21 protein-coding genes and 1 riboswitch are annotated in these 23,671 nt (G+C 67.8%); of the genes, 10 read left to right on the forward strand and 11 right to left on the reverse strand.

Annotation, left to right across the window (positions count from 1 at the left end; translation table 11 throughout):
- Window position 1: 1 nt before the first annotated feature.
- The 5 genes from ACFW3F_RS04945 (at window position 2) to ACFW3F_RS04965 (ending at window position 7,100) form a co-directional block, all read left to right on the forward strand.
- The gene (locus ACFW3F_RS04945; protein ID WP_388054886.1) at window positions 2-1,447 is read left to right on the forward strand and encodes a hemolysin family protein; all 1,446 of its coding nucleotides are present in this window, start codon (window positions 2-4) and stop codon (window positions 1,445-1,447) included.
- A complete protein-coding gene (locus ACFW3F_RS04950) occupies window positions 1,437-2,513 on the forward strand; it encodes a hemolysin family protein (protein WP_388054888.1) in 1,077 nt (358 codons plus the stop codon). Before ACFW3F_RS04945 ends, ACFW3F_RS04950 begins: the two co-directional genes overlap by 11 nt.
- A gap of 5 nt (window positions 2,514-2,518) precedes the next feature.
- On the forward strand, window positions 2,519-3,457 hold the full coding sequence (locus tag ACFW3F_RS04955) for a 3-methyladenine DNA glycosylase (RefSeq protein WP_388054976.1): 939 nt from the start codon (window positions 2,519-2,521) through the stop codon (window positions 3,455-3,457).
- Window positions 3,458-3,493: 36 nt separating this feature from the next.
- Entirely contained in the window at window positions 3,494-5,725 is a 2,232-nt protein-coding gene (locus ACFW3F_RS04960) for a malate synthase G (RefSeq protein ID WP_388054890.1), read from the forward strand.
- 139 nt (window positions 5,726-5,864) lie between these two features.
- Window positions 5,865-7,100 carry a substrate-binding domain-containing protein gene (locus ACFW3F_RS04965; protein ID WP_388054892.1) on the forward strand — a complete coding sequence of 412 codons (1,236 nt, stop codon included), beginning with the start codon at window positions 5,865-5,867 and terminating at the stop codon, window positions 7,098-7,100.
- A 28-nt stretch (window positions 7,101-7,128) separates the two neighbouring features.
- Here ACFW3F_RS04965 and gcvP read toward each other — a convergent pair whose 3' ends face one another.
- The 8 genes from gcvP to secA2 form a co-directional block, all read right to left on the reverse strand.
- Window positions 7,129-10,050 (reverse strand): aminomethyl-transferring glycine dehydrogenase, encoded by a 2,922-nt coding sequence (gene gcvP / locus ACFW3F_RS04970; RefSeq protein WP_388054893.1) that lies wholly within the window; start codon window positions 10,048-10,050, stop codon window positions 7,129-7,131.
- Between the two features lie 173 nt (window positions 10,051-10,223).
- Window positions 10,224-10,326, reverse strand: a riboswitch (glycine riboswitch).
- A 29-nt stretch (window positions 10,327-10,355) separates the two neighbouring features.
- Window positions 10,356-11,000: a MerR family transcriptional regulator gene (locus tag ACFW3F_RS04975; protein WP_388054895.1), complete on the reverse strand. Its 645-nt coding sequence runs from the start codon at window positions 10,998-11,000 to the stop codon at window positions 10,356-10,358.
- Window positions 11,001-11,299: 299 nt separating this feature from the next.
- On the reverse strand, window positions 11,300-11,812 hold the full coding sequence (locus ACFW3F_RS04980) for a bifunctional nuclease family protein (protein WP_388054899.1): 513 nt from the start codon (window positions 11,810-11,812) through the stop codon (window positions 11,300-11,302).
- A gap of 160 nt (window positions 11,813-11,972) precedes the next feature.
- Window positions 11,973-12,659 (reverse strand): MerR family transcriptional regulator, encoded by a 687-nt coding sequence (locus ACFW3F_RS04985; protein WP_388054901.1) that lies wholly within the window; start codon window positions 12,657-12,659, stop codon window positions 11,973-11,975.
- Between the two features lie 41 nt (window positions 12,660-12,700).
- Window positions 12,701-13,153: a glycogen accumulation regulator GarA gene (gene garA, locus ACFW3F_RS04990; protein ID WP_388054903.1), complete on the reverse strand. Its 453-nt coding sequence runs from the start codon at window positions 13,151-13,153 to the stop codon at window positions 12,701-12,703.
- A gap of 316 nt (window positions 13,154-13,469) precedes the next feature.
- Window positions 13,470-13,874 (reverse strand): glycine cleavage system protein GcvH, encoded by a 405-nt coding sequence (gene gcvH / locus ACFW3F_RS04995; RefSeq protein ID WP_388054905.1) that lies wholly within the window; start codon window positions 13,872-13,874, stop codon window positions 13,470-13,472.
- Between the two features lie 21 nt (window positions 13,875-13,895).
- Window positions 13,896-14,525: a CDP-alcohol phosphatidyltransferase family protein gene (locus tag ACFW3F_RS05000; RefSeq protein ID WP_388054907.1), complete on the reverse strand. Its 630-nt coding sequence runs from the start codon at window positions 14,523-14,525 to the stop codon at window positions 13,896-13,898.
- Window positions 14,522-16,918, reverse strand: a complete 2,397-nt coding sequence (gene secA2, locus ACFW3F_RS05005; protein ID WP_388054909.1) for an accessory Sec system translocase SecA2 — start codon at window positions 16,916-16,918, stop codon at window positions 14,522-14,524. The genes ACFW3F_RS05000 and secA2 overlap by 4 nt, the downstream gene beginning before the upstream one ends.
- Before the next feature lie 153 nt (window positions 16,919-17,071).
- On the opposite strand from secA2, the gene ACFW3F_RS05010 reads away from it, so the two are divergent.
- Window positions 17,072-18,625, forward strand: a complete 1,554-nt coding sequence (locus ACFW3F_RS05010) for a hypothetical protein (RefSeq protein WP_388054911.1) — start codon at window positions 17,072-17,074, stop codon at window positions 18,623-18,625.
- Between the two features lie 36 nt (window positions 18,626-18,661).
- On the opposite strand, the gene ACFW3F_RS05015 is transcribed toward ACFW3F_RS05010, so the two are convergent.
- Window positions 18,662-19,873: a hypothetical protein gene (locus ACFW3F_RS05015; protein ID WP_388054913.1), complete on the reverse strand. Its 1,212-nt coding sequence runs from the start codon at window positions 19,871-19,873 to the stop codon at window positions 18,662-18,664.
- Window positions 19,874-20,037: 164 nt separating this feature from the next.
- Between ACFW3F_RS05015 and ACFW3F_RS05020 the strand changes: the two genes are divergently transcribed.
- The 4 genes from ACFW3F_RS05020 to ACFW3F_RS05035 are packed head-to-tail and all read left to right on the forward strand — an operon-like array spanning window position 20,038 to window position 22,572.
- Complete coding sequence (locus tag ACFW3F_RS05020) at window positions 20,038-20,454, forward strand: META domain-containing protein (protein WP_388054915.1); 417 nt, start codon at window positions 20,038-20,040, stop codon at window positions 20,452-20,454.
- Window positions 20,451-21,434 carry a malate dehydrogenase gene (locus ACFW3F_RS05025; RefSeq protein WP_388054917.1) on the forward strand — a complete coding sequence of 328 codons (984 nt, stop codon included), beginning with the start codon at window positions 20,451-20,453 and terminating at the stop codon, window positions 21,432-21,434. Before ACFW3F_RS05020 ends, ACFW3F_RS05025 begins: the two co-directional genes overlap by 4 nt.
- An 11-nt stretch (window positions 21,435-21,445) precedes the next feature.
- Complete coding sequence (gene ppk2, locus ACFW3F_RS05030; protein WP_388054919.1) at window positions 21,446-22,276, forward strand: polyphosphate kinase 2; 831 nt, start codon at window positions 21,446-21,448, stop codon at window positions 22,274-22,276.
- Entirely contained in the window at window positions 22,276-22,572 is a 297-nt protein-coding gene (locus ACFW3F_RS05035; RefSeq protein WP_388054921.1) for a DUF503 domain-containing protein, read from the forward strand. Before ppk2 ends, ACFW3F_RS05035 begins: the two co-directional genes overlap by 1 nt.
- Here the strand turns inward: ACFW3F_RS05035 and ACFW3F_RS05040 are convergent.
- Both ACFW3F_RS05040 and ACFW3F_RS05045 read right to left on the reverse strand, forming a co-directional pair.
- Window positions 22,553-23,155, reverse strand: coding sequence for a mismatch-specific DNA-glycosylase (locus ACFW3F_RS05040; RefSeq protein ID WP_388054923.1), 603 nt, complete (start codon window positions 23,153-23,155; stop codon window positions 22,553-22,555). The two genes, ACFW3F_RS05035 and ACFW3F_RS05040, sit on opposite strands and share 20 nt — an antisense overlap.
- Before the next feature lie 40 nt (window positions 23,156-23,195).
- The gene (locus ACFW3F_RS05045) at window positions 23,196-23,564 is read right to left on the reverse strand and encodes a VOC family protein (RefSeq protein ID WP_388054925.1); all 369 of its coding nucleotides are present in this window, start codon (window positions 23,562-23,564) and stop codon (window positions 23,196-23,198) included.
- Window positions 23,565-23,671 lie beyond the last annotated feature (107 nt).

Here is a 23,671-nt window from a genome sequence, read left to right on the forward strand (position 1 = left end):
CGTGGAGATCCTGCTGCTGGTCGCGAGTCTCGTCGGGTTCATCGCGCTGACGCTGGGGACGGCGCTGTTCGTGGCGGCCGAATTCTCGTTGACCGCGCTGGAACGCTCCACCATCTCCGCCGATGTCGCCGACCGCGGGGATCGGCGATCGCGAATGGTGCAGCGCGCGCACTCCACCCTCTCGTTCCAGCTCTCGGGCGCTCAGCTGGGAATCACGATCACGACGCTCATCACCGGTTACATCGCCGAACCGGTCCTCGCCCGAATCCTCCGTCCGCCGCTGACCGCTCTCGGGACCAGCGAGTCGGTGGTCTCGGCGACCTCGCTGATCCTCGCCCTGGTGATCGCGACATCGCTGTCGATGGTGCTCGGCGAACTGATCCCGAAGAACCTGGCGATCGCCAAGCCGCTGGCGGTGGCGCGGGCGACCGCGGGCCCGATGACCGTGTTCTCCGCGGTCTTCCGCTGGGCCATCAACGGGCTCAACGGCACCGCCAACTGGATCGTGCGCCGCCTCGGCATCGAACCGACCGACGAGCTCGCCTCCGCTCGGTCACCTCAGGAGCTCGTCTCGCTCGTCCGCAACTCGGCTCGTCGAGGCGCGCTCGATCAGCAGACGGCGACGCTCGTCGACCGGTCGTTGCGCTTCGGCGAACTCACCGCCGAAGACCTGATGACGCCCCGGGTGACGATCGACTGCCTCGACCGCGCCGACTCCGTCCGCGATCTCGTCATGGCGTCGTCGCGCACCGGCCACTCCCGGTTCCCGGTCGTCATCGACGGCGACCTGGACGACCTCGTCGGCGTCGTGCACATCAAGCAGGCCTTCACCGTCGCGCCGGAGCGGCAGGCCACCACGTCGGTCACCTCGATCGCCCGGCCGGTCCCGCGCGTGCCGGCCAGCCTCGACGGTGACGCACTGATGGAGCGCATCCGCGCCGACGGCATGGAGTTGTGCGTGGTGATCGACGAATACGGCGGCACCGCCGGGATCGTCACCACCGAAGACCTCATCGAGGAGATCCTCGGCGATGTCACCGACGAACACGACGACGAACGCGCCGACGTGGCCGTCGACGGCAACGGCTTTCTGTGCGCCGGACTGCTACGCATCGACGAGCTCTACGACGCCACCGGGTACCACGCACCGGACGGCCCGTACGACACACTGGGCGGACTCGTCATGTACTGCCTCGGGCGCATTCCCACCGCCGACGACGTGGTGGACCTCCCACGGCGTCCGTTCGTCGGCGAGTCCGACAGCGACACCGCCCAGGCCTCCGAGCGTGGCCCGGAGGTCACCTGGCGCGCGACCGTGACGCAGATGGACGGTCGTCGTGTCGACGTCGTCGCCATCCGGCCCGCTCCCGCCGACGGTGACGCCCCGGCACCCGCCGAACAAGACACTCACGCACCGTCTACACAGGAGGGCCCACATGGGTGGTGATCTGTGGGCGGTCGGACTGACCGTCGTCCTCCTCGCGGGCAACGCGTTCTTCGTGGGCGCCGAATTCTCGCTGATCTCGGCACGGCGCGACCGCCTCGAAGCTCTCGCCGAGAGCGGGAAGACCCGCGCGCGCACCGTCATCTACGCCGGCGAACGGCTGTCGCTGATGCTGGCGGGCGCGCAACTCGGCATCACGATCTGCTCGATCCTGCTGGGCCGGGTGGGTGAACCCGCCGTCGCCCATCTCATCGAGGAACCCCTGCATCTCGTACACGTCCCCGACGCGCTGCTGCACCCGATCTCGTTCGCCATCGCGCTGTCACTGGTGGTGGTGCTGCACATCCTGCTGGGTGAGATGGTGCCGAAGAACATCGCGCTCGCCGGCCCCGAGTCGTCGGCGATGCTCCTCGTGCCGGCGCATCTGCTGTTCATCCGCTTGGTCCGGCCGCTGATCGCCTTCTACAACTGGATGGCGAACATCTCGCTGCGACTGCTCCGCGTGGAGCCGAAGGACGAACTCGAATCGACGGTGTCGTTGGGCGAGCTCGCCGAGATGGTCGGCGAATCCAAGCAGGAAGGTCTCCTCGACGCCGAGGAGCACGAGCGCCTCACCAGGGCCCTGCAGTCCATCGGCCGCACGGTGTCCGAGGTGATGATCCCGCTCGAACAGATGCGCAGCGTCGGCGTGCAGGTGTCCGGGACAGGCGGCATCGGGCCGACACTGGGCGCCGTGGAGAAGGCGGTCACCGACACCGGATTCTCCCGATTCCCCGTCCGCGGGCCCGACGGCACGTTCACCGGCTACCTGCACCTCAAGGACGTACTCGACGAGATCCTGGACGAGCACGTCGGATCGGACACCATCATCGGCGTCGACAAGATCCGACCTCTGCCGGTCATCGACTCGACCACGCCGCTCGACGAGGCCACCGGGGTACTGCGCCGCACCAGTTCGCATCTCGGCGCCGTGGTCGACGACAGTGGCCGGACCATCGGCATCGTTCCCCTCGCCGATTTGGTGGAGGAATTCGTCGGCAACGTCCGCGACGAGACCCATCGCGTGTGAGTGCGATGGAGACCCTGGGGGTGCGCTCCCCGAGCCCTGTTCTCGACGCCTCCGTCCTCACGCCCGCAGAGTGGCGATCGCGGCGGGACGAGCATCGGCGAGCGGTCGACGCCCTGATCGGCCCCTACCTGGACGCACGGCGTCGGGGTGCCAGGCATCCGGTGATCGACTTCCTGTTCACCTACTACTCGTCGCGTCCCGCGCATGTGCTGCGCTGGCATCCCGGTTACGGCGCGATCCTCGAGGGTGCCGACGAGTTCCTCGGTCTGCGCGGCTACGAGCAGGCCGAGGGTGGCGTGCGCGTCGCCGAGGCCTACCTCCGGCACCGAACCGACGCACTCGCCGCGGCCGTGGACATGCTCGAGACCACCGCCCGACGGCCCGCCCGGCTGGGGTGCTTCGGCCTGCACGAGTGGGCGATGGTCTACCGCGCCGACGACACCCGGCACGACGTGCCGCTGCGACTGGGGCCCGCGGGCACCGATGCGGTCGTCGAATCCATGCCATTACGGTGCACGCATTTCGACGCCTTCCGGTTCTTCACCGATCCGGCGCGGCCGCGCAACGACACCACCTTGACGCGGGCCTCGCAGATCCAGCACGAGCAACCGGGTTGCCTACACGCGACGATGGACCTCTACCGCTACTGCTTCACCCTCGCGCCCCTCGTTCCGTCGGACCTGACGCTCGACTGCTTCGCCCTCGCCCTGCGCGCGCGCGACCTCGACATGCGCGCGAGTCCCTACGACCTCCGCGATCTCGGGTATGAGCCGGTCCGCATCGAGACACCTGCTGGACGAGCCGAGTACGTACGCGAGCAGTCGGCCATCGCCGAGGTCGGAATGAGGCTGCGGTCGCGGTTGCTCACCATCTGTACGGAGCTCATGGACCTCGCGACCGTATGTGGCGGGAGGCGCCTGCCGTCCGCCGTTACCGACGAGTAGCATGTATGCGTCGTCATTCGCTCGAGAAAGGCCGCCATGTCTGACCGGATCACCGTCAACGGGTTGCAGGTCGCTACCGTCCTGCACGACTTCATCAACAACGAGGCGTTGCCCGGTACCGGTGTAGAGGCAGACGCCTTCTGGGCCGGCGCGGCATCGGTGATCGCCGACCTCGCCCCTCGCAACCGTGAGCTGCTCGCGGTCCGCGACGAACTGCAGACCAAGCTCGACACCTGGCATCGCGACCACAAGGACGCCGACCTCACCCCCGGCTCCGCCGACTTCGACGAGTACAAGTCGTTCCTGACGGGGATCGGGTACCTCGTCGAGGTGCCCGAGGACTTCCAGATCACGACCTCCGGCGTCGACCGCGAGATCGCCGACACCGCCGGGCCGCAGCTCGTGGTCCCGGTCCTCAACGCGCGCTTCGCCCTCAACGCCTCCAACGCACGCTGGGGTTCGCTCTACGACGCGCTGTACGGCACCGATGCGATCCCCGAGACCGACGGAGCCGAGAAGGGTTCGTCCTACAACAAGGTCCGCGGCGACAAGGTCATCGCGTACGCCAAGGACTTCCTCGACAAGGCGGTGCCGCTGGAACAGTGCAGCTACACCGACGTGCGATCGTTCGCCGTTCACGACGGTGCGCTACAGGTGACGCTGGACGGGGACAAGAGCTCGACTCTCGCCGATCCGACCGCGTTCGTCGGCTACCGCGGGGACGCGGCTTCGCCGACCTCGATCCTGCTGCGCAACAACGGACTCCACCTCGACATCGAGATCGACCCGTCGTCGCCGATCGGTTCCACCGACCCGGCAGGCATCAAGGACGTCGTGGTCGAGTCCGCCATCACCACGATCATGGACTTCGAGGACTCGGTCGCCGCGGTCGACGCCGAGGACAAGGTCATCGGTTACCGCAACTGGCTGGGCCTCAACAGAGGCGATCTCGCCGAAGAGGTCAGCAAGGGCGGCAAGACCTTCACGCGTGTGCTCAACGGCAACCGTGAGTACACCGCCCCCGACGGCAGCACGTTCGATCTGCACGGCCGTTCGCTGCTCTTCGTCCGCAACGTCGGCCATCTGATGACCAACGACGCCATCCTCGACGCCGACGGCAACGAGGTCCCCGAGGGTATCCTCGACGGCCTGGTCACCTCGCTGATCGGCATCCACGGTCTCAGCGGCGCCGGGAGCGAAGCGAGCGGGCCCCAGGGTTCACAGGCCGAAGGCCTGCAGAATTCGCGGACCGGCTCGGTGTACATCGTGAAGCCGAAGATGCACGGCCCCGACGAGGTCGCGTTCACGGTCGAGCTGTTCGGCCGCGTCGAGAAGGTTCTCGGCCTGCCCGAGAACACCCTCAAGGTCGGCATCATGGACGAGGAACGACGCACCACCGTCAACCTCAAGGCGTGCATCAAGGCCGCCCAGGAGCGCGTCGTCTTCATCAACACCGGCTTCCTCGACCGCACCGGCGACGAGATCCACACCTCCATGGAGGCCGGACCGATGGTCCGCAAGGGCGAGATGAAGCAGCAGACCTGGATCGGCGCCTACGAGAACTTCAACGTCGACACCGGCCTGCACGCCGGCCTGCAGCACAAGGCGCAGATCGGCAAGGGCATGTGGGCCATGCCCGACCTGATGGCCGACATGCTCGAGCAGAAGATCGGGCATCCGAAGTCCGGTGCCACGACCGCGTGGGTCCCGTCGCCGACCGCGGCCACCCTGCACGCACTCCACTACCACCAGGTGGACGTGTTCGAGCGCCAGGACGAGATCGCCAAGCGCGATCCCGCGTCCGTCGACGACGTCCTCACCATCCCCCTCGCCCCGAAGACCGACTGGTCCGACGAGGAAAAGCAGCAGGAGCTCGACAACAACTGCCAGTCCATCCTCGGCTACGTCGTGCGATGGATCGACCAGGGCGTCGGCTGCTCGAAGGTGCCCGACATCCACGATGTCGCGCTGATGGAAGACCGTGCGACGCTGCGCATCTCGAGCCAGCTGCTGTCCAACTGGCTGCGCCACGGCATCGTCGACGAGGCCGACGTGGTGGCTTCGCTCGAGCGGATGGCCCCGGTCGTCGACCGCCAGAACGCCGGTGACCCGACCTACCGTCCGCTGGCTCCGGACTTCGACTCCAACATCGCCTTCCAGGCGGCCAAGGAGCTGATCCTCGAGGGGACGACGCAGCCGAGCGGTTACACCGAGCCGATCCTGCACCGCCGCCGCCGCGAGTACAAAGCGGCGAACCCGGCGGGCTGACCGCCCGGTTCAGACGTAGGCGATACGACCGTGCCGAACCGCTGTGGATCGGCACGGCGTATCGTCGTACCCTGCACTGCGCACCGGGTCGCCACGGCCGGCCGGGCAAGGGACGCACCGAGCAGGGAGGGCATCGGCGTTGGCACATCACCGGAGTAGCGGCGGGGAGAGCATCCGAAGCCGCGGCGTGAGCCGAGGTGTCGTCGCCGCCCTCTTGTCGATCCTTCTCGTCGCCGCCGTCGTCGTCACCTGGCAGGACCTCGGAGACCGCATCGACCGCCAGGCCGAGGAAGCCGCCGCGCAGTGTGTCGAAGGTCGCGAGTCGGTCCCGATCGTCGCCGATCCCGACATCGCTCCCGGGCTGGCCGCGGTAGCCCGCAACTTCGGCGAGACCAATCCGGTCGTCCGCGACAAGTGCGTCACCGTGGACGTCCGTCCGGGTGACGCGAAGATCACCCTCGACGCTCTGTCGAGCTCGTGGGACACCGAGTCGATGGGCGCCCATCCGGCTGCCTGGGTGCCGCAGTCGTCGGTGTGGTCGGCTGACCTGTCGGCGGCGAAACCCGATGCGATCGAAGGCAACACCCGATCGCTGGTCTCGACGCCGGTCGTCCTGGCCGTCTCGCCGGAACTCAACAGCGTCCTGAGCGGGCGGCTCGACTGGTCCCAGATCCCCACGTTGCAACGGCGGGACAACTCGCTCACCGACTTCGGTCTCCAGGGGTGGGGATCGCTGCGGATGGCGATGCCGATCGGTGCGCAGTCCGACGCCAGCGCGCTGGCCGCCCAGGCGGTCGCGACGCGCGTCACCCGGACCACCGGTCCGCTGACCACGGTCGACGCCGAGTCGCCGCGCGTGAGTTCCAGCGTCCGCGCCATGCTCGAGGGCGCCCCGGTCTCCCCGGACGGGACGCCACAGGGCGCGGCGACGACCATCGCCGACGCCCCGGACGCGGCTCGGGCCGAGATCCACGTCGTACCGATCACCGAACAGCGGCTGTTCCAGATGACCCGTGGCGACGAACGCGCACGGCTGGCCGAACTGATCCCGTCGGGTCCGACGCCGATCGCCGACTATCCCGTGATCCGGCTGTCGGGTCCCCAGGTGACCGAGGCGGCGACCGACGCCGTCGCCGAGTTCATCGAGTTCGCCTCGGAGCCCGAGCAGCTGCAGCTGCTGACCGAGCTCGGTTTCCGCGGCGACGCCCCGATGCCGACCGCGACCCCGACCGTCACCTTCCCACTGACACCCGATCCGATGCCCACGCCCGAGAACGGGGCGATCGTCGCCGTCAACCGGCTGGTCTACGGGCCGGCCAGCGTGCCGGCGAGCTCGACCGCGTCGGCGGTGCCGTCAGGAACCGCCGGCGGTTAGACCGTCCCGACCTCGACGAGAGGTGGGGTCAGCTGCTGTAGGCCTCGATGGGCGGGCAGCTGCACACGAGGTTGCGGTCGCCGTACACACCGTCGATCCGTCGGACGGCCGGCCACACCTTGGCCCGACCTCCCGCGGACGGCAGTCCCTGCGGGTAGACCGCGAGTTCGCGGGAGTACGGATGATCCCACTCGCCGACGAGCGACTCTGCCGTGTGCGGTGCGCCGCGCAACGGGTTGTCCTCGGCGGGCCACTCCCCTCGTCCGACGAGTTCGATCTCACCGCGGATCGCGATCATCGCGTCGCAGAACGCATCGATCTCGTCGAGGTTCTCGCTCTCGGTCGGCTCGACCATCAACGTCCCCGCAACCGGGAAACTCATGGTCGGGGCGTGGAAACCATAGTCGGCGAGTCGTTTTGCCACGTCGTCGACGGTGACGCCGGTCGCCTTGGTGATGGCCCGGAGGTCGAGGATGCACTCGTGTGCGACGAAGCCGTCCTCGCCGGTGTAGAGCACGGGGTAGTGCTCGCCGAGCCGCTTTGCGACGTAGTTGGCAGCGGTGATCGCCGTCAGCGTCGCCCGACGCAGGCCGTCGGCGCCCATCATCGCGATGTAGGCGTACGTGATCGGCAGGATCGCCGCCGAGCCGTACGGGGCGGCGGCGATGGTCGACGACCCGGGCAGCTCGTCGGCGAGCGGGTGTCCGGGAAGGAATGGGGCGAGATGATGCCGGACCGCGACGGGTCCGACGCCGGGTCCGCCGCCACCGTGCGGGATGCAGAAGGTCTTGTGCAGGTTCAGATGGCTGACGTCGCCACCGAAGTGGCCCGGGCGGGCGACACCGACGAGCGCGTTGAGGTTGGCGCCGTCGACGTAGACCTGTCCGCCCGCGTCGTGGACGGCGCCGCAGACCTCGCGGACATCGTGCTCGAAGACGCCGTGCGTCGACGGGTAGGTGATCATGATCGCCGCGACCCGACCCTCGTTGGCGGCGATCTTCGCGCGCAGATCGTCGAGGTCGACGTCGCCGTTGTCGCGGCAGCCGACAACCACGACCCGCATCCCCGCCATGACCGCCGACGCGGCGTTGGTGCCGTGGGCACTCGACGGGATGAGGCAGACGTCCCGGTCCACGTCGCCGCGGCTGAGGTGATACCCACGGATCGCCAGGAGTCCCGCGAACTCGCCCTGCGATCCCGCATTGGGTTGCAGACTGACGCGGTCGTATCCGGTGACCGCCACGAGCCATCCCTCGAGCGTGGTGATGAGCTCTCGGATTCCCGCGGTGTCGTCGGACGGCGCGAACGGGTGGAGCTGGGCGAAGCCGGGCCAGGTGATGGGTTCCATCTCGGTGGTGGCGTTGAGCTTCATCGTGCACGAGCCGAGCGGGATCATGCTGCGGTCGAGGGCGATGTCCTTGTCCGACAAGGCACGGAGGTACCGCAGCATCGCGGTCTCGGTGCGGTACCGGTTGAACGCCGGGTGGGTGAGGAACTCACTGGTGCGGTTCTCGATCGGTTGTGTGAGTGCACGCGGCGTGACGCCGGCGACGTCGAAGGCACGCAGCACCGCATCGAGGTCGGCGTCGGTGGTGGTCTCGTCGCAGGCGATGCCGATGCTGTCGGAGTCGATCCGCCGGAGGTTGATGCCCTCGCGGCGCGCCCCGGCCACGATCGCGTCGGCCTGACCGGGCGCGTGCACCTCGATGGTGTCGAAGAAGTTCGCGTGCGCCACCGAGAATCCGCCGGCGGCAACCGAGTCGGCGAGGCGGGCGGCTGCCGCGTGGGTGCGTCGCGCGATCGCGCGCAACCCCTCGGCGCCGTGGTAGGAGGCATACATGGCGGCCATCACGGCCAGGAGAACCTGCGCTGTGCAGATGTTGCTCGTGGCCTTCTCACGGCGGATGTGCTGTTCGCGCGTCTGCAGCGCGAGCCGGTAGGCCAGGTTGCCGTCGGCGTCCTTGGAGATCCCGACCAGACGGCCGGGAAGCTGCCGGGCCTGCTTCGATCCGACGGCCAGGTAGCCGGCGTGCGGCCCGCCGAAGCCCATCGGCACGCCGAAGCGCTGCGTCGTGCCGAAGCAGACGTCGGCGCCCTGCTCGCCGGGCGGCGTGAGGAGGGTCATCGCCAGGAGATCGGCGCCGGCAGCCACGAGTGCTCCGCGCTCGTGCGCCGCGTCGATGATCGCGGTCGCGTCGACCACCCGACCCGACGCGCCGGGAACCTGGAGGATCACGCCGAAGAACTCGCCGTCGGGCAGTCCGCATCCGGGTAGATCGGGGTGCAAGGACGCCTCGACGACTTCGATGCCGAGCGGTTCGGCGCGTGTGTCGAGTACCGCGCGAGTCTGCGGGAACAGGTCGGCGTCGACGATCACCCGGGGCGACTTCGATTTGCCGGCACGGCGCATCAGCGTCATCGCCTCGGCGGCCGCGGTGGCCTCGTCGAGCATGGAGGCGTTCGCGACCTCCATACCGGTGAGGTCGGCGACCATCGTCTGGAAGTTGAGCAACGCCTCGAGACGTCCCTGACTGATCTCGGGCTGGTACGGCGTATAGGCGGTGTACCAGGCCGGGTTCTCCAGCACATTGCGCAAGATGACGCCGGGCGTGTGGGTGCCGTAGTAGCCGAGCCCGATCATCGAGCGGGCCACGGTGTTGCGCGCGGCGAGGTCGCCGAGCTGTTCGAGGACCGCGCTCTCACTCAACGGCTCAGGCAGCGCGCCGAGCACATCGGAGTCGAGTTCGTCGGCGATGACCGCGGGGATCACGCGGTGCGCCAGATCGTCGAGGGAGGCCACGCCGATCGCCTCGAGCATGCGCCGGGTCTCGTCCGCGTCGGGTCCGACATGTCGGTCGACGAAGGCAGCGGAGACCTGGGAGGCGGCAGAGGACGGGTCCGGGTTGGATCCTTCTGGGGCGTCGGACGGGGTCGCTTCAGTGGTGGACACGGTGGAGGGCAACCTCTCGCAGGCGCCGGTGCACGCACCGGCTGCTGGCCCTCCCCCTCTGTCATGTCTTCGGCCGCAGCCGATGTGACGCCTGAGAGATTCGGTGTCGCGCAACTCTGCGCGGCGACCTTTCACCGTGGGCGGACGACGAATCGTCACTTTCCAGAGACGTCGTCACCACCGCGGTCCTGGGTGCCTGAGAGTTTGACGGAGAGGTGTTGCTCCTTCGGCGGCCGTCGGCATTATCTGCCTGAGGCGCTCTCCCGCGGCGTAGCGACGCCGGGCCAGTCTACGCGGAAGGCGAACTAGCCGGTGCGACGGGCGCGGTTCTTGCGCCGCGCGGCGAGTTCGTCCTCGGGTGCGGTCTCGCTGACACCGCCGTCGGCCCGCTCCCCGGGGAAGTCTGCGATGGTGCCGGTCAGTTCGCGCATGGCGCCGCTGACCGCGATGCCGAACACGCCTTGACCGCCCTGCAGCAGGTCGACGACCTCTTCGGCCGAGGTGCACTCGTACACCGTCGTACCGTCCGAGAAGAGTGTGATCCTGGCGAGGTCCTCGACGCCGCGCTTGCGCAGATGATCGACGGCCACCCTGATGTTCTGCAGGGAGATACCGGTGTCGAGCAACCGCTTGACGATCTTGAGGACGAGGATGTCCTTGAACGAGTACAGACGCTGGCTGCCCGAACCCGCCGCACCGCGGATCGACGGAACGACCAGCGACGTACGAGCCCAGTAGTCGAGCTGGCGGTAGGTGATCCCGGCGATCTGGCATGCGCTCGGCACGCGGTAGCCGACCAGTTCGTCGGGCACGGTGTCGTCCGGGAACAGGCCCGGGGCGATGTCACCGAGACTGCCCTGGGTCGGGACGGCGTCTGAACGCTCGGTCACCGGACGATCGGGTGACTGGTCGCTCGACGTCGTTTCGTTGTCGACCGGACGATCGCCCACTTCTGACTCCCTCGCAAAGCTCGGATCGGACGCCGCACCACAGTGCCTGACGTCCACGTCCACACTACGCGGTCCAGGCTGTTTCGGGTCGACCGATCATCCTCATCGGCCCGTGTCCGGTGCTCGATGTTGCTGATGACGCTATGCGGCGGATGTCGGTGGATCAACGCGACTCGCCACGACACTCAACCTCAACTTGAGATCGAGACGAATGGTGACCGGGTGGTGTCCGTTCCGTGATCTGCGCTCCGGCCCTGCGGTGACGAGTCGGCGATCGCACGAGGAGGCGGGCGGACCGGTCAGGCGCCGCTTGCCTTGAAGTCGTCCGGGGACACGTTGTCGAGAAACTCCTTGAACTTCTCGACCTCGTCCTCTTTGACCCCTTCGGCCTGTGCCTCGGGGGCCTCGTCGGACTCGTCGTCCGGGATCAGCAGACCCGCCTCGGCGAGAACCTCTTCATCGGCGATGATCGGGACCTCCGCCCGCATCGCGACCGCGATCGAATCCGAGGGCCGCGCCGACACCCGCAGATCGCCGGTGAAGATCATCTCGGCGTAGAAGGTGCCCTCCTGCATGTCGACGATCCGGACCTCGAGCAGAGTCTGTCCGAAATCCTTGATCAGATTGACGATCAGGTCATGCGTCAAAGGCCGAGGAGGTTCGATCCCCTTCTGCCGCAACGCAATCGAAGCCGCCTCACTCTGCCCGATCCAGATCGGCAGGTAGCGTTCGCCATCGACCTCGCGTAGCAACAGCACCGGCTGACTCTGCGGGGGTTCGACCCTGATGCCCACCACACGCATCTCGCTCATCTCGCACCTCCCAGACGCCTTGTACGGCGCTCGATTCAGTGACCTCGACGCTACACCGACTGAGCTGACAGCGGCGGCCGACTCGCGGCGCCTTCGGACGATCGTGGCTGTTCAGTCCGGTGCGGCCACCAGCACCCCAGGTGCCGACGACGTGCCGAACTCAGTCCAGCGCACCCTTGACGGCAGCCTTGACCAACTGCGTGTGCAGGGTCACCGACAACGCGGCGATCTCGCGCACGAGTTCTTCGGCGCGGTCCCGCGCACCGGTGCCCTTGCCCTTGGCGATCGGGTTGGCGATCTGGGCGACGAGGCCCGCCTCGCGATCCGCGGACACTTTGAACGCCCGCAGGTGACGCGTCTCCAGGCCATAGCTGGCCAGGGCGGCCGCCGCCTCGACGAGGCGGACCGCATCCTCGTCGAAGAACCCGGCCGGCCCGGTGGTCAGCAGACCGTTGCGCTGGAGTTCGGAGACGAAAGCCGAATCGACTCCGGTGCGTTCGATCAACGACTCGCGAGAGACGCGGCCGGCACGCGCACCGAAATCGGTGGCCGGCGCCACGGTCCCGCGGGCCGCGGACAACACCCGCGTCCCGCCGGGACCGAAGCCGCCGTTTCCGTTGTCGATCGCATCCAGCTGTTCCTTGATCACCTTCAGCGGGAGGTACCGATCCCGTTGGGCGGTCAGCACGAACCGCAGCCGGTCGCAATCGGCTTGGCTGAACCTTCGATATCCCGACGGTGCCCGTTCCGGGGTCACCAGACCCTCCGACTCCAAGAATCGGATCTTCGAGATCGTGATGTCCGGGAAGTCATCACGCAACTGGGCGAGGACGGTGCCGATCGACATCGATCCTTCGCCGCGGGGGGCCGTGGACGCCGTCACGGGTGTCAGGCGTCTGCTTCGTCGCGGGGTCCGCTGAGGAAGACCAGGCGGAATTTACCGATCTGCACCTCGTCGCCGTTGCTCAGCGACGCGGTGTCGACCGGTTCCCGGTTGACGTAGGTCCCGTTGAGGCTGCCCACGTCGACGACCTGAAACTCGTTGTCGCCGAGGCGGAACTCGGCGTGACGGCGGCTGACGGTCACGTCGTCGAGGAAGATGTCGCTGTCGGGGTGCCGGCCGGCCGACGTCGTCGCCTGGTCGAGCAGGAACCGCGACCCCGCGTTGGGTCCTCGCTTCACGACAAGCAGCGCCGTGCCGGGAGCGAGTCGCTCGACCCCCGTGTCGGTCGGCTCACTCGAGGTGCTGGTCCCGGCGTCGAGTTCGTTGATGAACTCCTCCCGGAACACCGATGTGGTCTCCACCGGCGCCTCGAAGTCCCTGTCGTTTTCGCTCACCACTTCTCCTTCGTCGTCGTCAGTGCCAACCGCAGTGTCGTCAACCACGTCTTCTCAGACCGCGGGCGCTGCCCGGGACGGATCCCGTCGGCTGTCGCCTCGATGGCCGGTCGAATCTACATGACTTGTGCGGCCGGGTAGTTCTCGGCGCGAGATCGTGAGCATCGATGTCACGTCGCGCCTCGTTCCCACTGCCGTAACCGTACCGGTCATGCCGATCGCACCGGCGAGCGAGTCGACTCCGGCACCGACGATCATATCGTTCCGGGAGCCGTCAGCCGGGCCGATCGGGGCACCGGCCGCTCGCGTCCGTCGAGAACTACCCCTCGATGACGGCCCGGTACCCCGCGGCGTCGAGTACCTCTCCCAGATGTTCGTCGAGGGTCTCCTCGTCGGCCGCCTCGATCTCGACCAGCCAGCCCTCGCCGTACGGATCCGAATTGACCAGCTCCGGCGACGCGTCGAGGGCGTCGTTGACCGCCGACACGGTGCCTGCGAGAGGGCCGAAGATGTCCGACACACTCTTGGTCGACTCGACCTCGGCGAACGACTCGCCCACCGTCACCTCCGCACCGCCCTCGGGCAGCTGGACGAACACCACGTCGCCCAGTGCGTCCTGCGCGTAGTCGGTGATGCCGACACGAACCGTCGTCGGCCCGAGCCGCTCGATCCACTCGTGTTCCGCGGTGTAGTGCAAGGTCTCTGGCACTTTGCTGTCGGTCACGCGAACCCCTTTCGTTCTCGGTCAGACCCTACTGTCTGCCGAGGCGCCTGCCGGGCGACGCGGCGGCATGAGCCGCATCACCAGGATCGTCTGATACCAGTACAGGACGAAGGACCAGACATACAGTCCGACACCCCAGATCATGAACGCCCAACCGACCGGGTATGCGATGGTCCCCACGATCGAATCGAGTTGTCCGGCAAGGAGCCACGGGAATGCACTCATGAGCGCGAACGTGCCTGCCTTGCCGATGTAGAGCACCGGGAGAGCGAAGACACCGCGCGAACGCAACAGCGGTGCGGACGCGAACAGCAGGACGTCCCGCGCGATGATCACTCCGATCAGCCACCACGGCAGGAACTCCCGGATGCCGAACGCGATCGGGATGATCACGATGTAGAGCCGGTCGGCCGCCGGATCGAGCAGCGCACCGATCCGCGACGACTGATCGAGAAGCCGCGCGATCTTGCCGTCGGCCCAGTCGGAGAAGCCGGAGAACATGAGGACGGCGAACGCCCACCCATCCGCCTCTTCGACGAGGAGCAGCCACACGAACACCGGAATGAGAGCAAGCCGAAGCACGCTCAGCGCGTTCGGGACCGTGACGATCCGGTCCGGAGCCGGCGTGGTCGCCGCCTCCGGCTCGGTCACCGGAAGATCCCGATGATGCCCTGCAAGGTTTTCGCTCCGCCTGAGGAGAACAGATTGTCGTGGACCATGTAGGTCCAGGTGGTCGTCGAGCGGTGCAGATCCGCAGACCCGAGGTCGACGCCGTCGGGAGTGATGTCGGCCTCCCGGAACGTCTCCCGCGCCTTCGTGAGGGCCGTACCGGGCAGGTCGGCGAACTCGGCGAGGATCAGCCTGTGGAACTCGTCGAGCGGGCTCTCCTTGCCCAGCGACCGCAGGTGGATGCTGGCACGGACGTCGGAGACGAAGGCGAGATGGTCGGCCCACGCGCGGTCGAGGTGGAACAGCACGATCTCGCGCGCGGCCTGCGCCAGCACCTCACGCGGTACCCGTGTCACCACCGGGGACTCGGTCTCGGCTGCGTCGGTCTCGGCTGCGTCGGTCTCGGCACCTTCGGACTTGTCACCCTCGGACGTGCTGGTGGCCTTCTCCCCGGTCAGCTGTGCGTAGCGTTCCGGCTCCAGATCCGCGAGTTCGTCGAGCGCGGCGTCGGTCGTGAGGATCTGCATCCGACGGTCGACGATGATGTCGCGCTGCTGGTTGACCAGTTTGTTGTAGCGCCAGGTGTTCGCGTGGAGTTCGAGCATCACGCCCTCGGCGATCCGCTGGGCCTGTTCGATGAGGTCGATGCCCTTGCTGCCCATCGAACCGTCCTCGTTGGGCGACACCGGATCCCGTTTGAACGCCAGGTTCTTGGTGACCACCGGGTCCTCGAGGCTGGAGAAGAACACCGACGTGCCGGGATCGCCCTGGCGGCCGGCGCGGCCGCGAAGCTGGCTGTCGAGACGTTCGGTGTCGTGGCGGCCCGTTCCGACGACGCACAGTCCACCGAGTTCGATGACCTCGTCGTGCGCGTCCTCGTCGTCCACGGAACCGCCCAAGCGGATGTCGGTGCCTCGTCCGGCCATCTGGGTCGACACGGTCACCGCGCCTCGCGCACCCGCCTCGGCGATGATCTTCGCTTCTTCGGCGTCGTTCTTCGCGTTGAGCACGACCGACGCCACCCCGGCCTTGTCGAGGAAGTACGCGAGCTCTTCGGACTCGGCCACGTCGTGGGTGCCGATCAGGACGGGTTGCCCGGTCTCGTGGATCTCCTTGACGTAGGCCACGATCGCCTCGACCTTGTTGGCCTTGGTGTCGTAGACCCGGTCGGGCAGATCGGTCCGGACGTTGGGTGTGTTCGGCGGGATCTGGGAGACCCGCAGCTCGTAGAACTGCCGGAACTGTTCGCCTGCGGCGAGCGCGGTGCCGGTCATACCGCACACCTTCGGGTAACGGCCGACGAGCGCCTGCACCGTGATGGTGTCGATGACCTCGCCCGAGTCGGTCTGGGTGAGACCTTCCTTGAGCTCGACCGCGGCCTGTACGCCGTCGGGCCAGCGCTGGAGCTGCGCCACCCGGCCGCGCGAGGCGTTGATGAGGTGCACCCCGCCGTCGCGAACGATGTAGTGGATGTCGCGTTCGAGTAGATAGTGGGCGTGCATCGCGATGCTGACCTGCACGAGCGTCGTGCCGACGTGCTCCTCGCTGTAGAGGTCGATCCCGCCGAGCTCTTCCTCCACGAACACCGCGCCCTCGTCGGTGAGGGTGACGTTGCGGCCCTCGGCGTCGACCTCGTAGTGCTTGTTCTTCATCCGCGACACGACGTCGTGGATCGCCGCGTCGGGCACCTCCGCCTCGGTCGAACCGGCGAGCACCAGTGGGACGAGTGCCTCGTCGACGAGCACCGAGTCCGCCTCGTCGATGATCGCGACGTCGGGTTTGGGAGACACGAGATCGGATTCGGACTGTGCGAGCTGATCGCGCAGGACGTCGAAACCGATCTCGTTGACCGAACCGTAGGTGACGTCGCCGGCGTACGCGAGACGGCGTTCCTCGCGGCTCGAGTTCTCCGACACCGCGTGGACGGCGATGCCGAAGACGTCGAAGAGCGGCTTCATCCACTCCGCGTCGCGAGTCGCCAGGTAGTCGTTGACCGAGATCACGTGGACCTGATGTCCTTGCAGCACATGGCCGATCGCGGCGATCGCACCGGCGAGCGTCTTGCCCTCACCGGTGGCCATCTCGACGATGTCGCCCTCGAGGAGGCGGAGGGCGCCCTGCAGCTGGACATCGAAGGGCCGAAGGTCGATGGCCCGGTCGGCGGCCTCACGAACCAGGGCGAGGAACTTCGCGCGGTCCGCGGGCTTCTCCGCGATGTCGAGCTTCTCGGCCTCCCCGCTGAACGCGTCGTCGGCGAGTTCGGCGGCCCAGTCGGTGTGGGCTTCGGCGTCTTTGATCACACCCAACGACTTCGACTGGTTGCGAGTCGACTGGGCACCCAGAAGGCGCCACATGCTGTTGCTCAGCTTTCCCACCGAAACATTTCTCCTGATCGTTCCCGGTTTACGTCGCGACCCGCCGCCTCCCGGCGGTCAGGTCAGCAACAACGGTACGCGGCCGCTGGTCGACCGAGGCCGCCGACATTATGATCAGTCCACCCGATTCGGCTCGAGGACTAAGGACGGCCCATGACCAGGACTCGCCGGAACAGGGTTCGTTGGCGTCTCATACGTGCTGTGCTCGCCGGATTGCTGGTGGCCACCGGGGTCGGTCTGGGTGCGTTCAACGACTGGTGGGTGGCGCTGTTCTTCGGAATCCCGCTGGTCTTCGTCGGAATCGCGGTCAGCCCGCGCGCGTCCCGGGTGTCCGAACTGCCCGAGTTCCGGCGCGCCACCTCCTCCCCCGATGCACCACAGGTCGAGGTCGAGGCCCTCACCCGCAGCAGCCTCACCGCCGAGGACCTCCAGCCGACGATGGTCACCGCCACCATCAACCCCCCGAACGACACCACCTACCGAGCCCGCTGGATCACCTCGATGACCAAGGGCAACTTCCAGTCGCTGACCGACACCCCGTTCACCACGCTGCCATCGGACGCACTCCCGCCGCGCGATCAACCCGACACCCCCGAGTTCGACGACCAGCCCGGGCGCTGGGCGCTCGTGTACCCGGCGGTCACCCTTGTCGTGGCCGGAGCATTGCTGTTCGGGGTCGCCGGTGGCTGGCACGTCGAGGGACCCTCGCTCTCCGGGTTCGACTCCGCGCTCGATTCCGGCGACGACATGTCCCCCCAAGAGGTCGAGGCGAGCCTTGCCGACCGGCACCGCAGGATGCTGGACGCGATCGTCGAATACGAAGGCCCACAAGGCTTGCGCAACGTGCTGCAACTCAACTATCAGGTCGACTCGTCGTCCGACTACGCACGCGTCTTCGATCCGGCCACCGGCCGCGCAACGAACATCAACATCGGTGATGGGTACTCGAACTCGTCGGTCGTGCCCAACTCCGACCGGGCGAACAAGACCTTCGACGCAGCCGCCATCGACCCGGACCTCCTCGGCTCACTCGCCGACCCCATGATCGCGGCGGTCCGGCCCCACTCCACCGAACCAGAACTCGAGCGAATGGTCATCGAACGTCGCGGAGCGGACGGCCCCGTGCTGATCACCGGGACCATCGAACCCGGGGAGGACATCTCCGACGACTATGTCGTCCAGGCGACCCCCGACGGCACCGTCGCCGAGTTCTTCGACCCTGCGGACTTCGCCAGGTCCGTCGAGTTGGCGCGCCGTGAACTGGCAGCTGCGCGTGTCCCGCTGAACGCGCCTGTCATCGAGGAGTTCATCATCCAGGGCATCGCCGACGGGGTGTCCCCGGTCACCGCCAGCGTCATCCAGAACTCGGGCGGGGTCCTGGTCCGGTACCGGCTCGGCGACCGCGGCGGCGAAGTCGCCGTCGCCCCAGGCGAATTCCCGGTGGCGAGCACCAGCGCGGGCCGCTATCGGAGCGAGGGCTTCCGGTTCGACAGCATCTCGGCGGACGTGCTCGACCGGGTGCGAGCCGATCTGATGCGACGTGCCTCGGTCCCGAAGTACGACCGCAACGCGGTGGGCGTCGAGGTCGAACGCAATCGCATCGACGAGGATCAGCAATTCGTCATCCGGATGGAGATCGTCAACACCGACGACGCCGAGGCGGTCTACACGTTGGACGGACGCTTCATCAAGGAAGGCCGGTACTGACGCCGGCCTGACCGGGACGTTCGGACCGCCCCGAACTCACGCCTTCGGCGTACCCGCTTCCAGCGCCCGACGCGTGACCGCCTGCAGTTCGGCCACCGCAGCCTCCGGAGGGTGCAGCACTCCGCGATCGGTCATCGTGCTGACGATGTCGCGGACCCGGCCGTAGTAGGTGGCCTGCTCGGCGGGGGTCGAGCTGGCCGCAGCGTGGTTGTAGAGCTTGAGCGCGCGATCGAGGTCGTCCTGGTCGGTCTGCTCCAGGTAGCTCGCGCCCACCCGCCGGCCGTTCTTCTCGCAGGCGATCCAGGCCCGCCGCAATCTGGCGACCGACTGCTGATACGCGTCCGCACGCGAGCGGTTGCCCGGGTAGTCGTCGGTGCGCAGGGCCATCGCCTCGTCGAGCGCGAGATGGAAGGTCTGCGTCTGTTCGACGGTCACGTCGGTCACCGCCGGGTACCGGAGCAGCATGGCGGGATCGAGTTCGTAGGTGCCATAGGCGCCGAGGACTTCGTCGTGGCGCCGCGCCGCCTCCTCCCACAACCGTTGCGCCGCTTCGTCGGACCCGGCGTCGACGATCCGCGGCCCGCCCGATGACGGTCGGGTCAGATCGACCGGCTCGCCCGGCGACGCCGCCGCAGACCGCGACTGTCGCCCGGTCGGCGTCGAGGTCTTCTTCGTGGTGGCGATCCGTTCGGGCGCGTGCCGCCGGAGACGGGCCAGGATCTCCGCGGATGCCGGGTCACCCTCGACGATGGCGACACGCCAGAAGTCCGTCTCCGGCGCGGTGTCGGGCTCGTCCGTGCGGTCACGCGGGGTCCGATCAGCGGGAACGGGCTCACCGTCTCGCGTCGCGAACGTGAGTTTCAGATACTTCTGCCCGATCACCGTCAGGTGCCGGGCCCGCCCGCCTATCATGTCCGAGGTGGCGTCCGCCGGTCCGCCCACCGCGACCGTGACCAGCGACGCCAGCGGATAGCTGACGAGCGTGCGGTCCTCGTTGCCGAAGTAGACCGTGTCGTCGTCGACGGTCAGCAGGACGGCACCCCGTTCACCGAGCCGGCCATAGGCCGCGCCGAGCAGAGACGCCACGATCGCCGCGCCGACCACCGCCGACGTGACCACACCGTCGACCCCGGCGATGTTGAGCGCCACGAGCGCGACCATTCCGGCCACCATGAGGACCCAGGCCGCGGTGGCCGATCGATGATGGCGACCGGTCAGGTACTCGGTCCGACACGTCACCGGGACCACGAAGCACCCACATTCGTCATATCCATACCCCTGTCCGGTCGGCTACCGTTGTGCACGTGAGCTCCGGCGAACGCCGTCATCCGGCGCAGAGACGTCAACCCGTGGCGGGACGTCGACCCGCGCGCGACCGTTCCCCAGCCCGCGAACACCGCATAAGCTTACGCATGGCCTTGCTGCTCAGCGTGGTGATCGTCGCGCTCGGCACGACGCTCGTCGGCACCGGCTCCGCGTCCGCCGCGCCGCCGGCACCCGGCTTCGTCGGCAAGACCTACACCTCGACCGCTGTGACCGGAGAGCAGATCCCCGGCGGCGGACCGCTGGAGGTCAGCTTTCCCGCCGCCAACCGGATCGCCCTCTCGGCCGGGTGCAACAGACACATCGGCGATCTCCGCGTCGACAACTCCCTGTTGCGTCTCGGATCGCTCGCCTCGACGATGATGGCCTGTCCCGGGCCCCGCGCCGAGGCCGATGCCTGGGTCACCGAGTTCACCAAGGAACCGCTGACCTGGTATTCGGTAGGCCACGCCCTCGTCCTCGTCGGCCCCGCGGCGCAGGTCCTGCTCACGGAGAAGCCGTCGTGAACCGGCGGATTCCCGTGACCGTGACCGTCACGGGAGCCGCTGGCAGCATCGGGTACGCCAGCGTCTTCCGCATCGCGGCCGGCGCGATGCTCGGTCACGACCAGCCCATCGCCCTACGACTGCTCGAGTTGCCGCAGGCGATCTCCGGCGCGGTCGGCACCGCGATGGAACTCGACGATGGCGCGTTCCCCCTCCTCAAGTCGGTCGACGTCCTCGACGATCCGCGCAAGGCATTCGACGGCGCGAGTTTCGGCCTGCTCATCGGCGCCCGTCCACGCACGAAGGGCATGGAGCGCGCCGACCTTCTCGCCGCCAACTCCGACATCTTCGCCGCCCAGGGTTCGGTCATCAACGACGTTGCCGCGGACGACATCCGCGTGATCGTCGTGGGCAATCCCGCCAACACGAACGCGGCAGTGGCCGCCGCGCACGCGCCCGAGGTACCGCCCGACCGGTTCACCGCCCTGACCCGCCTCGACCACAACCGTGCGATCGCGCAGCTCGCCCGGCGGACCGGCGCGAGCGTCGACGAGATCAGTCGGGTCACCGTGTGGGGCAACCACTCCGCGACGCAATACCCCGACATCTTTCATGCTCGGGTCGGCCGCCGCAGCGGCTCGGACATCGCCGCCGACCGCGAGTGGCTCGTCGACGACTTCATCCCGACCGTCGCCCGGCGTGGCACCGCGATCATCGAGGCCCGCGGATCGTCGTCGGCGGCCTCGGCGGCCAACGCCACGATCGACCACGTGCACGACTGGGTGCTCGGCACACCCGCGGACGACTGGACGTCGGTGGCGCTGCCGTCTCCGGGTGTGTACGGCGTCCCGGACGGACTCGTCTGCTCGTTCCCGGTGCGGTCGGTCGACGGCCGGTGGCAGATCGTCGAGGGCCTCGACATCAACGACTTCTCCCGCGCACGCATAGACGCATCGGTCGCCGAGCTGCAATCCGAGCGCGAGGCCGTCGCGACCCCGTAGTCTTTCTGCTCATGTCGAAGAAGGACAAACCGAAGCAGGCCAAGGTCCCGAACAAGGTCTACGAGGCCGAGATGTTCCGGTTGCAGACCGAGCTCGTGAAGCTCCAGGAGTGGGTCCGCGAGAGCGGCGCTCGCGTGGTGGTCGTCTTCGAGGGCCGCGACGCCGCAGGCAAGGGCGGAACGATCAAACGCATCACCGAGTACCTCAGCCCGCGGATCGCGCGAGTCGCCGCGTTGCCTGCACCGACGGATCGTGAACGCGGACAGTGGTATTACCAGCGTTACGTCGCCCACCTGCCCGCGCCCGGCGAGATCGTGTTGTTCGACCGGTCCTGGTACAACCGGGCCGGCGTCGAGAAGGTCATGGGGTTCTGCACGCCCGAGGAGCACTCGCGGTTCCTGCGTCAGACCCCGATCTTCGAGCAGATGCTCATCGACGACGGCATCCTGCTGCGCAAGTACTGGTTCTCGGTGTCCGACGACGAGCAGCTCAAACGGTTCCGGTCACGCATGAACGACCCTGTGCGGCAATGGAAGCTGAGTCCGATGGACCTCGAGTCGGTGTATCGATGGGAGGACTACTCGCGTGCCAAGGACGAGATGATGGTCCACACCGACACCGCCCTGAGTCCCTGGTTCGTCGTCGAGTCCGACGTGAAGAAGCATGCGCGGCTCAACATGATCTCGCACCTGTTGTCCACCATCGACTACGCGGAGGTCCCGCGTCCCCGCGTGTCCCTGCCCAAACATCCCATCGAGTCGGGCAACTATCACCGGCCCCCGCGCTCGCTGTCCAAGTACGTACCCGATCACGTGGCGACGCTGATCCGCACCGACCACTGATGTGGATCGGGTTCTGCGAGTTCGACTATCTACTCGGTGACGTGCACTCGCTGAAGGAGAAGCGGTCGGTGGTACGACCGATCATCGCCGATCTCCGTAAGCGGTATACGGTGTCGGCCGCCGAAGTGGGTCATCTCGACATGCATCGTCGAACCGTGATCGGGGTCAGCGCGGTGGCCGCCGACCGCGGGCACGTCGTCGACGTGCTCGACGCCGTCGAACGATCTGCGGCCGGTCACCCCGAGGTCGAGCTGTTGTCGGTACGGCGCCGCGTCATCAGTTCCGAGGACTTCTGAGGTCTTCCACGACCCCGGCGGCGACCGCGGCCCGGCGGTAGGCGGCAGCCAGGGACTCCACCGTCTCATGGGCGTTGAGTCCACTCGGGTTGGGAACCACCCACAGTTCGGCGCCGGCCCCTGTGCCGGTGTCCCATTCCTCGTCCTGCCGTCCCGGCACGGCATCGCGGCGCCCGAACGCGCTGCGATATGCGGTGATCCCGGCGATGGCGACGACGCGGGGGCTGATGTCGCGAACCCGCTCGCGCAGACGGCGACCGCCTTCGCGGAACTCGTCGACGGTCAGCTCGGCGGCGGTCGCGGTGGCGCGCGGCACGACGTTGGTGATTCCCACACCGCGGTCGAGCAGCAGGGTCCGATCGGCCTCGGACATCCCGCGCGATGCGTCGATCACGTGGTCGACGATGCCGGCCCCGGCGAGCGCCGGGTAGAACCGATTGCCCGGACGCGCGAAATGCGCTCCGGTGGCCGCCGTCCACAGACCCGGGTTGATCCCGACGAACAGCAGTCGGCAATCGTCGCCGACGAGGTCGTCGACGGTGCGATTCTGATAGCCGAGGAGTTCGGCGCGGGTGAATCCCATCAGAGCCACCCGGCGTACGGCCGGTCGGAGCGGCAGCGTGTCAGGATGCCACCTCCGCGTCGTGTCGGGCCGACACACAGAACTCATTGCCGTCGGGGTCGGCCAGAGTGACCCACGCGAAACCCGGCATCTCACGATCGGCGATCTTGGTTGCGCCGGCGGCCACGAGCCGGTCGACCTCCGGCTCGAGATCGTCGGTCGTCAGGTCGAGATGGAGGCGGTTCTTCCCGGGTGTGGGGTCCTCGACCTGCTGGAACGCGAACAGTGGTGCGCCCTCCCCGACCGCGACGACGACGAAGTACCCGTCGTTGTCCTCGACGATGCGGCCGTCGAGCTGCTCGGCCCACCACGTCGCCAGGGGCGCGGGTGCGAGCGTGTCGACGGTGATCATGCCCAATGCGAGACTCATGGCTGCCAAGCTACTCCCGGCCACCGACAGCTCCGAGCTGCTCGCGCGCGGATCGCCGGCCACGTTCGCCACTACCCGCCCTGCAGGTGCGGTCACCACTTACACTC

Origin of the sequence: Gordonia sp. NPDC058843, assembly GCF_042743165.1 — a bacterium.
In the GTDB taxonomy this organism is placed as follows: domain Bacteria; phylum Actinomycetota; class Actinomycetes; order Mycobacteriales; family Mycobacteriaceae; genus Gordonia.